This is a genomic window from Arsukibacterium sp., assembly GCF_041616895.1.
In the GTDB taxonomy this organism is placed as follows: Bacteria; Pseudomonadota; Gammaproteobacteria; order Enterobacterales; family Alteromonadaceae; genus Alishewanella.
In genome coordinates, this window is sequence record NZ_JBFJPY010000016.1 from 31,534 (window position 1) to 47,002 (window position 15,469).

Annotated in this window: 15 protein-coding genes; 8 read left to right on the forward strand and 7 right to left on the reverse strand. The window is 46.8% G+C overall.

All coding sequences use genetic code 11. The features are described 5' to 3' along the window. Positions 1 to 10: 10 nt before the first annotated feature. Entirely contained in the window at positions 11 to 685 is a 675-nt protein-coding gene (locus ABY802_RS04785) for a TetR/AcrR family transcriptional regulator (protein ID WP_372625869.1), read from the reverse strand. 479 nt (positions 686 to 1,164) lie between these two features. Between ABY802_RS04785 and ABY802_RS04790 the strand changes: the two genes are divergently transcribed. The 5 genes from ABY802_RS04790 to ABY802_RS04810 all read left to right on the forward strand — a co-directional run bounded on the left by ABY802_RS04790 (position 1,165) and on the right by ABY802_RS04810 (position 8,013). Beyond that, positions 1,165 to 3,768 carry a TonB-dependent receptor plug domain-containing protein gene (locus tag ABY802_RS04790; protein WP_372625870.1) on the forward strand — a complete coding sequence of 868 codons (2,604 nt, stop codon included), beginning with the start codon at positions 1,165 to 1,167 and terminating at the stop codon, positions 3,766 to 3,768. Between the two features lie 194 nt (positions 3,769 to 3,962). Then, positions 3,963 to 5,225 carry an HD-GYP domain-containing protein gene (locus ABY802_RS04795; RefSeq protein ID WP_372625871.1) on the forward strand — a complete coding sequence of 421 codons (1,263 nt, stop codon included), beginning with the start codon at positions 3,963 to 3,965 and terminating at the stop codon, positions 5,223 to 5,225. 31 nt (positions 5,226 to 5,256) lie between these two features. Continuing rightward, the gene (gene upp / locus ABY802_RS04800; protein ID WP_372625872.1) at positions 5,257 to 5,883 is read left to right on the forward strand and encodes a uracil phosphoribosyltransferase; all 627 of its coding nucleotides are present in this window, start codon (positions 5,257 to 5,259) and stop codon (positions 5,881 to 5,883) included. A gap of 65 nt (positions 5,884 to 5,948) precedes the next feature. Further along, entirely contained in the window at positions 5,949 to 6,830 is an 882-nt protein-coding gene (locus ABY802_RS04805; protein ID WP_372625873.1) for an alpha/beta hydrolase, read from the forward strand. Between the two features lie 64 nt (positions 6,831 to 6,894). Further along, complete coding sequence (locus ABY802_RS04810; RefSeq protein WP_372625874.1) at positions 6,895 to 8,013, forward strand: META domain-containing protein; 1,119 nt, start codon at positions 6,895 to 6,897, stop codon at positions 8,011 to 8,013. Positions 8,014 to 8,157: 144 nt separating this feature from the next. Here ABY802_RS04810 and rplT read toward each other — a convergent pair whose 3' ends face one another. From rplT to ABY802_RS04840, 6 genes are all read right to left on the reverse strand, one after another. Further along, positions 8,158 to 8,514: a 50S ribosomal protein L20 gene (gene rplT, locus ABY802_RS04815; RefSeq protein WP_372625876.1), complete on the reverse strand. Its 357-nt coding sequence runs from the start codon at positions 8,512 to 8,514 to the stop codon at positions 8,158 to 8,160. A gap of 16 nt (positions 8,515 to 8,530) precedes the next feature. Further along, positions 8,531 to 8,728: a 50S ribosomal protein L35 gene (rpmI, locus tag ABY802_RS04820; protein ID WP_027672243.1), complete on the reverse strand. Its 198-nt coding sequence runs from the start codon at positions 8,726 to 8,728 to the stop codon at positions 8,531 to 8,533. Positions 8,729 to 8,819: 91 nt separating this feature from the next. After that, a complete protein-coding gene (gene infC / locus ABY802_RS04825) occupies positions 8,820 to 9,362 on the reverse strand; it encodes a translation initiation factor IF-3 (RefSeq protein WP_026349420.1) in 543 nt (180 codons plus the stop codon). Between the two features lie 41 nt (positions 9,363 to 9,403). Continuing rightward, entirely contained in the window at positions 9,404 to 11,314 is a 1,911-nt protein-coding gene (gene thrS, locus ABY802_RS04830; protein WP_372625877.1) for a threonine--tRNA ligase, read from the reverse strand. Between the two features lie 194 nt (positions 11,315 to 11,508). Further along, on the reverse strand, positions 11,509 to 12,009 hold the full coding sequence (locus tag ABY802_RS04835; RefSeq protein WP_372625878.1) for a DUF6436 domain-containing protein: 501 nt from the start codon (positions 12,007 to 12,009) through the stop codon (positions 11,509 to 11,511). 50 nt (positions 12,010 to 12,059) lie between these two features. After that, complete coding sequence (locus ABY802_RS04840) at positions 12,060 to 13,553, reverse strand: methyl-accepting chemotaxis protein (protein WP_372625879.1); 1,494 nt, start codon at positions 13,551 to 13,553, stop codon at positions 12,060 to 12,062. Between the two features lie 147 nt (positions 13,554 to 13,700). Here ABY802_RS04840 and ABY802_RS04845 point away from each other — a divergent pair, with 147 nt between their 5' ends. From ABY802_RS04845 to ABY802_RS04855, 3 genes are all read left to right on the forward strand, one after another. Next, a complete protein-coding gene (locus tag ABY802_RS04845) occupies positions 13,701 to 14,561 on the forward strand; it encodes a fructosamine kinase family protein (protein WP_372625880.1) in 861 nt (286 codons plus the stop codon). A 9-nt stretch (positions 14,562 to 14,570) separates the two neighbouring features. Further along, the gene (locus ABY802_RS04850; RefSeq protein ID WP_372625881.1) at positions 14,571 to 15,323 is read left to right on the forward strand and encodes a pteridine reductase; all 753 of its coding nucleotides are present in this window, start codon (positions 14,571 to 14,573) and stop codon (positions 15,321 to 15,323) included. 15 nt (positions 15,324 to 15,338) lie between these two features. Beyond that, on the forward strand, positions 15,339 to 15,469 hold a 131-nt coding region (locus tag ABY802_RS04855; protein ID WP_372625884.1), incomplete at its 3' end, for a CPXCG motif-containing cysteine-rich protein.

Consider the following 15,469-nt stretch of genomic DNA (forward strand, 5'->3'; position numbering starts at 1 on the left):
ACGCTTTCCTTTAAGTACCTGAGCGCGACAGCTGCTGAGGGTATGAACGAGTAAACACGGGCGCGGCAATACCTGCAGCCAGATAAGGCAACAAGCGCTGGATCACGCCTTCTATATCAACTTCTTCGCTAAAATCGGCTTCGGCTATTTCAGCCAGTGCCTCGTTGGAGGCCATAGTAAAGACCACTGTACCCAGCGAAAAGTGAAGCCGCCAGAACAGTTCGCTGGCAGGCAACTGCGGACAGGATTGCTGCACCAGCAAGACAAATTTATCCAGCACCCGGCCATAATTATGGTTGATAAACCAGCGCAAATGACCCTGCACATCAGTATAACCGCGGCCAAGTAACTGCAAAAAAATCCGGGTACCGTTGTTGTGGACCGAATTAAGTTCCAGCAGCGGTTTCACGAATACTGCCAGAACCTGCGTCAGGTTATTAGGTTGCTGCAACGCCAGTAACCGGGTAAATTCCTGATCCAGCCGCACCATCAAAACCCGCAAATAACGTTGCAGTACCGCCTGAATAAGTTCTTTTTTTGACCCAAAATGGTAATTAACCGCTGCCAGATTCACCTCAGCTAAACTGGTGATCTGGCGTAATGAGGTATCATTAAAACCGGTTTCTGCAAACAGGCTTTGTGCTGCATCCAGGATTTTTTGTTGAGTATTTTGTTTTGCAACCATGGTTAACGCACAAATTTAAACAGGTGTTTGAAATGTACGTTTGAATCCAAAACTTGTCAAGCAACAACTTTACCACTGGTCTGACTTGATGACCAATTAATAGCAAGCATATGATTTATAATGGTATTTTTTTCACGTCCTGTCTGGCTAAAAAAATAGCTTGACATTATTCTGCCACTAAGCGAACTTTGCTGTCATATCAATCAACCAGAGAAGTAGTCAGATGCAAAAGTGCGCCCGCAATCACTGCTATTACTGCTCTGTGTTTTATCTGTCTGAATGGTTCAATAATTAGTTCTCCCTCTGCGTCAAGCAGAGCCATCCCTGTGTACTATCAAAAATAGCATTAAAAAACTTTCAGCGTTTTGCTGTTTTAGAGCCTGTCCGGGGTATATCTACTCGTCTTTGCTTTGACGCACTTTTCCTTTTTTAATCAGATTGCCGTTATAAGGCAACATTTGTAATCCAGAGGAATGTGTATGTACTTTAAAGCAAAAATGAAGCTATCAACCCTAAGCGTTGCAGTAATGCTCGCTGCCACAGGCCAAAATGCAATGGCAGCTGAAGAAAGCACTGCCGAAGAACAAAAAATTGAGAAAATACAAGTCACCGGCTCCCGCTTAAAAGGTGTGGATATGGAAGGCGCTAATCCGGTTCAGGTGTTTAGTCGTGAAGATATGGCGAAACGGGGTTATGACAGTGTCGGCTCTTTTCTGCGTGACTTGCCACAAGCTTCAAGCGCCGGCACTTTTACCGAAAATGGTGGCGTGGGTGGCGCCGATGGTGCACCTGCAGGCTCTTCCGGTGTAAGCCTGCGTGGTTTGGGCAGCAGCTCAACTCTGGTACTGGTCAATGGTCGCCGAGTTGCCGTTGACTCGTTCACCAACGGCTTCGACTCCTTTGTTAACGTCAACTCTATTCCGATGTCAGCACTAGAGCGGATTGAAGTATTGACCGACGGCGCCTCGTCAGTATACGGTTCCGATGCTATCGCCGGGGTAATCAACTTTATCCTGCGTAAAGATGTTGAAGGCCATGAAGTCTCGGTATCTTATGGCGACGATACCAAAAGCAGTAACTTTGGCCGCACTAACCTGACCTACGTTGGCGGCTTTAACACTGAAAACAGCAATACCACACTAGTCGTAGACTACTTTGATCGCAATGCGCTGTTTAACAGTGATCGTCCGATTGAAGTCACTTTAAAATCCAGCACCCGGGTCAGCATTGATGGTAGCGATTATGCCGAGCCATGGTGTGGCAGTGACGTCCGCAGTGGCGGTACCCGTTGTAACTATGACTATGTTATCGAGCGAGCTATTCAGCCTGACACCACCTCTATCGGTGCCACGCTGCATCATAACTACCAGCTTGGTAATGGCAATGAGTTCTTTGCTGAAGCAATGTTTCAGAACAATACCGGGTCCGCTTACGACTCTGCGGCCGCTTTCGATGTGCGGATTGCTGGCAATTCACCATTGGTTCCACAGTGGGCACAAGATATTGACGCAGAAGATGGCATGGTAAACCAAATTCGGATACGGTCACGCTTCCCAGAAACCCGGGTTCAGGACTATGACACCACCAGCTACCGCCTGTTGGCAGGCTTACGGGGTGAACTGGGTATGTGGTCGTGGGAAAGCGCGGCGACTTATGGCAAAACCGACAACGAAATTACCCATGTTCAGGGCTATATGGGCATTGATAAGGTTAATGCCGCTATTGCCAGCGGTTCATTCAACCCTTTCAATTTAGGCCGTGATAATAGTGCAAGTGCTATCGCCGCGGTGCGAGAACTGGCACCAAGGGTTGGTGAATCAGAAGTTTATTCCGTTGATTTTAATATCGCTGGCGATTTAGCTATCGAATTACCTGCGGGTAATATCAGCGCCGTATTTGGTGGCGAATTCAGAAGTGAAGACATTTTTGACCGGCCAGCTGAAATTGCCCAAAGCGGTGGCGTGTTTGCGCTCGGTGCCAGCGACGCCGCAGCAGATCGCACCCAGTATGCAGCCTATGGTGAGTTCAATCTGCCACTGACAGACGAATTGGACATGATTGCTGCGCTTCGCTACGACCACTACAGCGATTTTGGTGGTGATATTAACCCTAAACTGTCCCTGCGCTACCGGGCAACAGATGATTTAATTGTCCGGGCCTCGTGGAGCACTGGCTTTAGAGCGCCATCACTGTCTCAACTTGGTGCCGGCGAGTCATTAGGTTCGGCCTACATAAACTGCGGCACTGGCCAGCCATTCGATGCGCTGTGCGGTGACTTTGGTGCGACCGCGGGCGAGTTAGAACTAGATCAGGAAACCCTGGGTAACCGTGATTTAAATGCTGAAAACTCTGAAGCAGTCAACGTCGGCTTCTCCTGGAACCTGACAGACAAATTGCAAGTTACTGCTGATTACTGGCGCTATGAACATACCGATATCGTGGATGTTGATGCCAACACCACCCTTAAAGCCTGTATTGCCGGCACTGCCCCGGTAACCAGCAGCATTGCAGCGCTTAATGGTGATTTTGGTTGCGTATTAGATGGCGGCGACGATTTAGTGTTTTTACGTACCGGTTTCTTTAACGTTGGTAGCCAGGAAACAGACGGTATTGACGTTAAACTGAACTATCGCATCGACACAGATAGCTTTGGTAGCTTTAAGCTGTTTGCTGCCGGTACCAAAACATTCAGTTATCAGCGTCAAATCACACCTGATAGCGCCAGCGAAGATTTGCTGGGTAAATTAAGCGGCGCTAATGAAATTGCCCGGCCTGACTTTGTTGCAGACTTTGGCACTGACTGGAGCTTCAACAACTGGACCGCCAGCTTGTCAGCGCACTATATCAGTGAGCTGGGCGATGGTGATTTTAAATTTGGTGGTAATGAAACCGTTGATGCCTGGCTGGTGTTCAGCGGCAGCGTTGGTTACGAATTAACCGATAGCCAGCGCGTGTTGCTTACGGTGCGTAACCTGACTGATGAGAAACCACCTTATGCGTCATCACCTACCAACGGTTATGCCAGCTCAGTACACGACTGGATAGGGACTTTGTGGACAGTGCGCTATACTGTTAATTTCTGAATCGGTTAGCGGAATTCGGTGCTTAATGCAGCTTAAGCGCCCAACATTGCATTGAACTATACTAACACGACACTGATCTACTACAATAAAGGGGCTGAAAGGCCCCTTTTCGTTGCGGTAACGCTGGCGCAGGAGCCTATCCTTACTTAGACTAACTATCTTTCTTTTAGTCGTTCTATGAGACGGAGTAGCTTTTGCCCGCCCTTAAAATAAAACCTGAACAAGTAAAATTAGGTTATGCCATAAAGCTCCCCAGCGGCTGGATGAAACATCCTTTTTTATCCAGCAATATGCTGGTAGAAAACCAGCAACAACTTCATATTATTAAAAATCTGGGGTTAGAATATGTTTACTTTTACCCTGCTAAAAGTAAACAAATAGAGGAAGATACCGCTTCATTATCGGAAACAGAAGAAATTGAATTTAACAGTAAAATGTCTGAAGCCCAGGCAAAAATGTTACATGAAAAAATGCGCCGGATAGAACAGGCTAAAGCTCACAGACGGGATATTCAGAAAACGGAAAAAGCCTTTACCCACTCGTTAAATCAGGTGCGTGAGCTGATGAAGCAAGTCAGTGGCAGGCCACTGAATGCAATTGCTGAGGCCACACAACTCATTAGCCAGCTGGTCGATACCATCGTCAATGCTGAAAGCCTGATCCTGCATTTAATCTCATCGGGCAGCAAAGACCAGGAAACCCTGTATTATCATGTGTTGAATGTCTCTATTGTCAGCATGATGCTGGCCCGGAATATGGGCTTGTCTGCTGAAGAAATCAAAATAATTGGTATTGGCGCCTTGTTTCATGACATTGGCAAACTAAAAATCCCAAGTCAAATCATACGCAAAACCACCCCGCTGACCACCCCGGAACAGAACCTGCTGAAAATGCATACCAAATACGGTACAGACTTAGTCGGTTTGGCCGAGACGTTTCCTTTAGAAGCCTGGCCCATCATTGAGCAGCACCACGAATATCTGGACGGATCGGGTTATCCCAAAGCCCTTAGCCGGGAAAATATTAATCAACTGGCGCATATTGTTGCTGTGGTAAATGAATTCGATAATCTGTGTCATCCGACCGATACGACTAAGGCACGTTCCCCACATCACGCTCTGGCTTATCTTTATCGCAGTATGAAAGGCAAACTGGATGATAAAACCATGCGCGTTATGATTAAAATGATGGGCGTATATCCGCCAGGTACCATCGTCATGCTTAACGATCAGCGTATTGCCATGGTTATGTCAGTAAACAGCGATAGCCTGTTGCAACCTAATGTGATGATATTTGACCCTGAAGTACCCCGGCTTGAAGCTCCGGTAATCAGTCTGGACAGCGATGATCTTGCCATCAGAAAAGTACTGGCAATAGCAAACTTACCAGAGCGGGTACGCGAATATCTGAATCCCAGAGCACAAGTAAGCTACTATGTTCAGGGTAAACCCGGTTAAGCGACTACGACACCAGCACAGGGAACATAAGATGCACGTTACTGAAGTAAAACATCCACTGGTTCAGCATAAAATTGGCTTACTCAGAGCCGCCGATATTTGTACCAAGCAGTTTCGTCAGTTAGCCGGCGAACTTGGCAGCCTGCTGACCTATGAAGCAACCAAAGATTTAGCCACCGAAACCACCCGTATTGATACCTGGAGTGGTGAATGTCAGATTGAACAAATTCAGGGGAAGAAAGTTACTATCGTACCTATTCTTCGTGCGGGTCTGGGCATGCTGGACGGCGTGCTGGATTTACTCCCCAGTGCACGGATCAGCGTTGTCGGTATTTATCGCGACGAAAGTACTCTGCAGCCTGTACCGTATTTCCAAAAGCTCGCAGCAGAGTTGGATCAACGTCTGGCACTGGTAGTTGATCCGATGCTGGCAACGGGTGGTTCAATGATTGCTACTATTGACTTACTGAAAAAACAAGGATGCCAACGAATTAAAGCGCTGGTTTTGGTCGCAGCCCCTGAAGGGATAAAGGCCCTTGGCGAAGCGCATCCAGACATCGAACTTTACACCGCAGCTATCGATAAATGTTTAAATGAGCAAGGCTATATTTTGCCTGGCCTGGGTGATGCTGGTGATAAATTGTTTGGTACACGCTAAGCACCGTTGCCTGGCAGCAGAAAACATGGCACTTTAGTGCCATTTTTCGTTACAGAGTATCCTGTGTGGACTTAACTCCCTGGCACTACCCGACCCGTTACGGCTTTACCTTACGCGGTTATCACAGCAAACCCAGCGGTAAGCCACTGCTGCATATGTTACATGGCAATGGTTTTTGCAGTCGCACTTATTTGCCGTTACTGCGATATTTAACAGGACATTTTGATTTTTTTCTGTCTGATGCACAGGGTCATGGTGATAGCGATCACGGAGGTCCCTTTTTAGGCTGGAATGTCAGCGCTGACCTGGCCGCCGAAGCATTAGAAGCGCATCGCCATCTTTTCAGCGGCCAGCCGGTAATTGGCGTTGGTCACAGTTTTGGTGGCATCCTCACGGCATTAATTCACAGTAACGGTAACAGCCCGTTTAGCCAGGTCATTTTGCTTGATCCGGTGCTATTTACCCCTTCCATGCTTACCGTGATGCGCTCACTTGACGGAGTGGGATTATATCGAAAAAACCCCATGGCCAAAGCAGCGCTGCGCCGACGCCAGCATTGGCCAGACAAAAGTACTGCCTATGCTTATTTTAACAACCGCGGGTTGTTTAAAAACTGGCATCCTGAAGCGCTGGCCGCTTATATTGAGCATGCCATATGCTCATCAGAGCAAGGACTCAGGCTTAAATGTTCACCCGATCGCGAAGCTGAAATTTTCAGTTCTTATCCCGATAAGCTTTGGCAGCAATTGCGCAAACCTTGCTCGCCAATTTTGGTGATCCATGGCAATAGCAGCTATCCCTTTATCGCTAAAGCGGTTAAAAAATGGCAACGTCAGAATCCGGCGGTGCAAAGTACGGAGACAGAGGGCGGACACTGCTTTATGCAGGAATATCCGGAGGCAACTGCCAGACTAATATTACAGTATTTAAGCGAGCAGCCAGCCTGAAAATGGCGTTAAAAACTGCCAGGCTTTACGGTATAATGCGACAAATTCTTATCAGGATATGCAGATGAAAAAATCCTTACTACTATTGGCACTGGTATTGACAGGTTGCAGCCAATTACCTGCGCCTGAACAGGTGTCACCAGAGCAAATAAGCCCAGGCCCTGTTGTGACAGCACCGCAAGAGCAGCGGCAGCAGCAGGAAGACGAAGTGCCAGATAGTGATACAACCAAAGCGGTTGCCACTAACTTTGAACAAATTTTTATCGACAGTGACGTTACTTTTACCGGTACCCTGCCTTGCGCTGATTGTCCGGGTATCCAGTATCATGTAAACCTGTACCGTGATGGGCGCTTTGAAGTTCGCCAGGAATATCTGGAACGTGCTGAAATTAATATTATTAAAGGAATATGGTTACTGGAAAAACGCAACCTGCATCTGGTTAATCAGCAGCATACCCTGCCAGCATTTTACTTCTCGAACAATAACCAGTTAGCCATGTTGGATTTAGCCGGTAAACCAATAAGCTCTGCGCTCAATTATCAACTAAAACGTAAACCGGAATTTAGTAAACTCGACACCCGTCAACCGATGCTTGGCTTATATTTTCTAAAAGATAATAACGCTACATTTACTCCCTGTCAGACCGGTGAAAGTTTGCCCGTTGCCAATACCCAACATCATTTACCGATGATGCGCCATTATCAGCGAGATGAACGGTTGCGGAGTAATCCGGTTATCGCCACTTTGGTTGGCCGCAAACAGGACAACGCCGAGGGCGAAACCCAATTATTGATAGAAAAGTTCGAACAGTTCTGGCCTGACGCAGTATGTCCGGATCCTTATGCGCCGGGGAAAATCCAGGGTATTGTCTGGCGGGCAGAGAAACTGGCTGGCAGCTATTTACCTCAGCAACTTAATGTCAGATTAATATTCGACTCACAAGATCGTTTGTACGGTTTTGCCGGTTGCAACAGTTTTAATGGCAGCTACAAGCAACACGCCAACCGACTAAATGTCGGCGGCCTTGCCAGTACTCAAAAGTACTGTAGTGACAGCAGTCAGCTTGAACAACAATTCACCAGCTCATTGCAATCAGCTGACAGGGCTGAAGTAAATGGTAATAAGCTCCAGCTCTTTAAGGACAATAACCTGTTAATCGAACTGAAACCGGCGCTTAACTAACACCTGCTACCCTTGCCTTTCTAGAACGGCCTTTAAATTAAAGGTCATTTTTTGTGAATTTCAGTCAAAAAAAATACCCTCAAACCAAAGGCCTTGAGGGTATTTAAGCCACCGCTAAGTGGCTGCCGATGCTATCAGCTTATATCAGACTAACGCTTCTTTTGCTTTAGATACTAAAGCGGTAAAAGCAGCTTTGTCATATACAGCGATGTCGGCCAGGATCTTACGGTCGATTTCCACAGAGGCTTTTTTCAGGCCAGCAATGAAACGGCTGTAAGATAAACCATTCATCCGTGACGCTGCGTTAATACGCGCGATCCACAGTTGACGGAACTGACGCTTACGCTGACGACGGTCACGATAAGCATATTGACCGGATTTAATAACGGCCTGGAAAGCAACACGATAAACACGACTGCGGGCACCGTAGTAACCTTTAGCCTGGTTTAACACCTTCTTATGGCGCGCACGCGCCGTCACACCACGTTTTACTCTTGGCATTTCTGACTCCTGTTAATTATGCGTACGGCATGCAACGGACTAAGCCGGCAATGTCTACTTTAGCGACTAAGGTTTTTGGACCTAACTGACGCTTACGCTTAGAAGTCTTCTTCGTCAGGATGTGGCGAAGGTGTGATTGCTTACGTTTAAAGCTACCAGAAGCTGTTTTTTTGAAACGCTTCGCGGCACCTTTATTGGTTTTCATCTTTGGCATAGTATTTAAACTCGCATTGTTAAGTTACAACGAATAATAAGGCGTTAAAAAACTGCGGCAAGCCGCAGCTTAATAAACTTGAAGGCACTTATTACTTCTTATTTGGGGCCAGCATCATGATCATCTGACGACCTTCCACCCGTGAAGGGAAAGATTCGCAGATAGCGATATCAGATAAATCCTCTTTAATTCGAGAAAGCATCTCAATACCAATTTCCTGATGCGCCATTTCACGACCACGATAGCGCAGCGTTACTTTAGCTTTGTCACCCTCTTCAATGAAGCGACGCAGGTTGCGTAGTTTTACCTGGTAATCGCCTTCGTCAGTTCCAGGCCGGAATTTTATTTCCTTAATCTGGATCTGTTTTTGCTTCTTCTTCTGCTCTTTCAGAGCTTTACTCTTTTCGAACAGGAACTTACCGTAGTCCATCAACTTACAAACTGGTGGTTCGGCTGTCGGGCTGATCTCTACTAAATCGTTGCCACTGTCTTCTGCCAGTTTAATGGCTTCAGCAATACTTACTACACCCAGTTGCTCACCTTCGACACCAATTAACCTTACTTCTGGCAGGTTAATCTCTTCGTTGATCCTGTTAGGACGGTTTGCAGGTAATGTTTTCTTTCCTACTTTAATAGTATGTTCCTCCGAAAAATTATTCTTATACGCTTAATTGCTTAAACCCGGGTTTTAATTTCTGTGGTCAGCTTCTCTACAAAAGCGGCCACCGACATTTTTCCAAGGTCTTCGCCTTTACGCGTTCTTAAGGCGATATCGCCCGCTTCCATTTCTTTATCGCCTACGACAACAAGATAAGGAATACGCTTAAGCGTGTGCTCGCGGATTTTAAAGCCTATCTTCTCATTTCTCAAGTCACTAATGGCTCTAATACCGTGAGATTTGAAAGTTTTTACTAATTTTTGCACATATTCGGCCTGATTATCGGTAATATTCATTACCACCACCTGAATTGGCGCTAACCAGGCGGGAAAAAGACCGGCGTATTCTTCAATCAAAATACCGATAAAACGTTCCAGCGAACCGAGAATGGCCCGGTGAATCATTACCGGAACCTGTTTTTCGCCGCCTTCAGAAATAAAGGTGGCACCCAAACGGCCGGGTAAGGCGAAATCTAACTGAATGGTACCGCACTGCCAGGCTCTGTTCAGACAGTCGTGCAGGGTAAATTCAATTTTAGGACCATAAAATGCGCCTTCACCTGGCTGCAAGTCGTAATCAATATTGTTGCTTTTCAGCGCTTCAATCAGGCCTTGCTCGGCTTTATCCCAACTCTCGTCAGAACCAATACGCTGTGCTGGCCGGGTCGACAGTTTTACTTTTACATCTTTAAAACCAAAGGTGCTGTATACATCGAACACCATCTGGATACATTTGGTCACTTCGGCCTGCACCTGATCTTCAGTACAGAAAATATGAGCGTCATCCTGAGTAAAACCCCGAACCCGCATTAAACCGTGCAAACCACCTGATGGCTCGTTACGGTGACAACAACCAAATTCAGCCATTCTAAGTGGCAAATCACGGTATGATTTTAAACCCTGATTAAAAATCTGGACATGGCCCGGGCAGTTCATTGGCTTTATTGCATATTCACGGTGCTCAGACTGGGTGGTAAACATGTTTTCGGCATATTTATCCCAGTGACCTGATTTTTCCCACAGCACCCGGTCCATCATTAATGGACCTTTTACTTCATCGTAATCGTATTCGCCCAGCTTCTCCCTGACATAGCTTTCGAGCTCTCGAAAGATAGTCCAGCCATCGTTATGCCAGAACACCATGCCCGGTGCTTCTTCCTGCCAGTGAAATAAGCCAAGCGCTTTACCTATTTTTCGATGGTCGCGTTTCTCTGCTTCTTCCAGCTGAGTTAAGTACCCAGCCAATTGCTTTTTATCAGCCCAGGCCGTGCCGTATACTCGTTGCAGCATTTTGTTTTTCGAGTCACCACGCCAGTAGGCGCCGGCCACTTTCATTATTTTAAAGTGCTGACAAAACCGCATATTAGGCACATGCGGGCCACGACACATATCAATGTATTCCTGGTGATGATACAAACCTGGCTTGTCGTCCTTACTGACGTTCTGCTCCAGAATTTCCATCTTGTAGCTTTCACCACGCGCTTTAAAGGTATCAAACGCTTCCTGCCAGCTAACCTTATGCTTAATAACGTCGTACTCAGTCTTGGCCAGTTTTAACATTAGTGCTTCTAACTCAGCCAAATCGTCACTGCTAATCGGCTGATCGATATCAACGTCATAATAAAAGCCGTTTTCAATTACCGGGCCAATGGCCATTTTGACATTGGGCCACATTTGCTTAATGGCATGGCCTAATAAATGCGCGCAAGAGTGGCGGATAATCTCGAGGCCATCCTGATCTTTGCTGGTAATAATACTTAGGCTGGCATCGGTTGTAATAGGGTCACAGGCATCCACCAGCTGACCATTTACCTTGCCGGCAATGGTGGCTTTGGCTAAACCGGGACCAATGTCTTTGGCGACATCCATAACGGATACAGCAGAATCAAACGCGCGCTGGCTGCCATCAGGCAGAGTAATAACTGGCATGATATTTCCTTTTACAGTGGTGGCCCACACCAAGGGTCACTTGTTTAATAGTGAGACATTACCGCAACCAGCTCCGACAGTTAATGGCTTACACCAAAAGTCATTTGTCAGCGCCTGTGGCGCGGTAATAAGAATAGCGGCGCTATAGTATCATCAGGCGTCGGGCTTGACTACTCTGGCTTAACTACTCTGGCTTAACTACTCTGGGCTATCTGCTTCGTATTAACCACGCAGCGGCAGGCTTTGGCTTCGCCATTGAGCCATAACCCCGGCAATGTTACTTGTTTTAGTAAAATGGGAGCGATCAGGCTGTCGGTAACCGAGCACAGCGGGCCCGTGGCATAGGGCCCTGCGTAAATTAGCCTGCCATTGTCAAAGATTAATACCGCCGGGCTGGCAGGCAGGTAAAGGCCGGCGGCGGCAACATCAATAAGACTTCGTTGATACTGGGCAGTGACGGGTACCTGATAATCTCGGTCAAATAATGCGATATGCTGTTTTGCTTTGTTATTACAGCTGCACTGTGGCTGCTGCACATGTACTACCTGAAAACCCGAGTTGCTATTAATATTTAATGCACTGAGGTTGAACTCAGCAGGGGCCTGCTGTTGCCAGTCTGTATCAGCAGCAAACAGGCCGTAATTCTGATTGCCAAAGTAAAATAATCCGATACTAGCCAGCAGTACCCAGACCACAAATACCGGTAAAATGAGCAAAACGCGCTGAGTGTTATTCAGCGCTTTGATTAAACGATAAATTTTGCCGACTCTTTACTAAGGGCAAGGGTAATTCGCTCCAGACTGTCGGCACTTTGTAACACTTTGATGCCAAGTTCATTTTGCTCTGACGTCATTTCATTTAGCTGCTGGATACTTTGTGCCACCTCGTTGCTGGAAGCGCTTTGTTGTTGCAATGCGTTGGCCATAGTTTTGGAAGAGTCAGCCACTTGTCGTGCTTGCTCCAGAATAGTTTGCAACAACTGGCCACTTTGCTCGGCGTGCTGACGGGTATCTTCCAGTTGCTCTACACTACGTTTAACCACGGTAACAGATTCGGCACTATTGCCTACCAGCCGTTCAATCATAACTTTAATTTCATCGGTCGCGCCCCGGGTCCGGGATGCCAGGGTGCGCACTTCATCCGCAACTACCGCAAAGCCGCGGCCTTGCTCTCCTGCTCTGGCAGCTTCTATTGCCGCATTAAGTGCCAGCAGGTTTGTTTGCTCGGCAATCGACTGAATGACGTCTAACACTTTGCGGATATCGATGGTGGCATCGGCCACATCATTAACTTTACGCCCGGTATCGCTTAACTGACTGGCCAGTTGCTGCACGGAGCTGATGGTATTACCTACAGACGTTTTGCCTTGGTCGGCCGCCTGCTCTGCCGATTTTGCATATTGCAGCACCTGCTGCGACAAATTAAATACATCCTGAATACTGTGCGACATTTGTTCGGTGGCAGCGGCTATCCGCTCGACTTCATTCATTTCATTGCGCATGCTTATCGCCAGGGCATCACCCTCAGCACGCAAAGTACCAGATTCTTGTTTTAATGTTGCTGACTGATGCTCAATAGCCGACAGGGTTTTTTGCAGCGTATCAAATACCGCATTGAAATTATTTATTACCTTCGAATTTAAATCTGCACAACGATGAATTAATTCTACCTTGCCATCACTGGTTAACAGCTGTTCTGTCGCATTAAACAAGCTCTGGCCTACGGTGGCCTCGCGATAACTTTGTCTGGAGATAACCATTAATACCGCCGCCTCAACTACCACATAAGCCGCATGCACCATAATAATGCCAAACGATAGACTTTGCTCTGGCACCAGAAACACGCTGGCGCCTTGCATTTGCAACCACATAAACAGCAAATGATGAACAGCAATGGTGGCAGCCGCAACCAGGATCACCAGATAATCCCGAAAGGCAATTAACACTGCAAGCAACACGAAGATACCAAAATGAACCTCCAACATGCCTGCCGACTGATGAATATGCAGCGCTGAAAAAAACATAAAGCTGATACCGTAACTCAGTCTGGCCAGCAAGTGATCGCCCAGCAACCGATAAAACAAAATGGGTAACACAGCACTGGGTAAACCAATCAACAATGCAGGTAGCCAGCTGTTATGCCAATTGGCTAGAAGTAATGACAGTACAAAAAGCGCGACATTAACAGCGCTGATAATGGTATAAGCTTGCACACGAAAACGGGGGGTTACCATAGCCATCACAACTCCAGGCGGAAGGGATAAGTATTTACTTTAGCAGGTTCGGGATAACATTAGTTCATTTACGTCATCAAAGGTAATTAAAGATCAGTGATTTTTCCAGTTTATCAGCCATACTGAATTAAGCACGGAACAGGGAGAAAGCCGATGTGGCAGGCGATTGCAGATAGTATAAATACTGAGCTGGATACCAACTTTAAAGTTGAAGACAAAACTCAGCTTACCGGCGGTGATATTAATCTTGCATTTAAAATCAGCGATAACGATCGCCACTTCTTCGTTAAAATTAATCAGCGTGAGCAGTTAGAACATTTTGAAACCGAGGCATTAGGCCTTCGGACCTTGCGCCAACATCATTGTATCCGGGTTCCCGAGGTAATTTGCTACGGTCAAACCCTTGATAAAGCCTTTTTAGTGCTGGAATATCTACCCCTGGTAAAAGAAAGCGGCAGCGGCTGGCAGCAATTAGGTCAGCAATTAGCCTTATTACACCAACAACATGATCAAGCCATGTATGGTTTTGACTGGGACAATGTTATCGGTCGCACCCCTCAGCCTAATAAGTGGCAAAGTAACTGGAGCAGCTTTTTTTCAGAGCAGCGCCTTGGTTGGCAATTGCAGCTGCTACTTGAGCAGGGTTTTGGTTTTGGCAATATCGACTATCTGGTGGAGCAGTGCCGGCAGCGTTTAACCCATCATCAACCCGCACCAAGTTTACTGCATGGTGATTTATGGCGAGGTAATGTTGGCTTTCTCGCTGGCTCGCCAGTGATATTTGACCCAGCCTGTTACTACGGCGATCAGGAAACCGATGTCGCGTTTACCGGGCTGTTTGGCCGCTTTCCTGAAATTTTTTATCAAAGCTATCAGCAGTTTAATAAACTGCCGGACGGCTTTGAACAACGCAAAGAGCTGTATAATTTGTACCATATATTGAATCATGCATATTTGTTTCGCGGTACTTTTCTGGTACAAGCACAGGAGATGATTAAACAGCAATTTTACTAGGACAGCGTTATGCCCCACTTCAACTCGCCGGTCGCACTGGTTACCGGCAGCGCCAAACGTTTAGGCAAACACATGGTATGTCAGCTGCATCAGGCAGGCTACCGGGTCATTATTCATTATAACCAATCAGCATCTGACGCAAGTAACCTGGCAGCAAGCCTTAACCAGCAACGACCAAACAGCGCCAGCACATTGCAAGCTGATCTGTTAAACAACAACGAATTAACCCAATTGGCCAGCGATGCGCTGAACTGCTTTAATCGGCTGGATGTTCTGGTCAATAATGCCTCAAGCTTTTATCCCACACCGCTAAAGAGCGCCACCTTAGAACATTGGGATGATTTATTTGGCAGTAATGTTAAAGCGCCTTACTTTTTAGCTCAGGCATTGGCACCTGCCCTGTCAACAAATAAGGGCTGTATTATCAATATGGTTGATATTCATGCCAGTCAGCCATTGCAGGATCACAGTATTTACTGCATGGCTAAAGCGGCATTATTAATGATGACAAAATCGCTGGCACGGGAATTAGCGCCTACAATAAGAGTTAATGGCATCGCACCGGGCGCCATTTTGTGGCCAAGTCAGGCCTTAGATGAGGAAGACAAAGCGGCTATTTTGCAGCAGATACCACTGCAACGCATCGGCAGCCCGGATGATATTGCCAGCACGGTGTTGTTTTTAGTGCAGTCACCTTATATAAGCGGCCAGATCATAGCGGTTGATGGCGGCCGCAGCCTTGGCTCAGCACAGAAAGCCTGAATGTATGGAGGCAGTATGAGTATTTTAACCAAAACCATCAGTTGCCCGTTTTGCGGCCATCCGGTGCATGTTGATATCGAGGTTACCGATGAGGATCAGGATTACATCGAAGATTGCAGCAATTGCTGCAATCCTATCCACTTAAA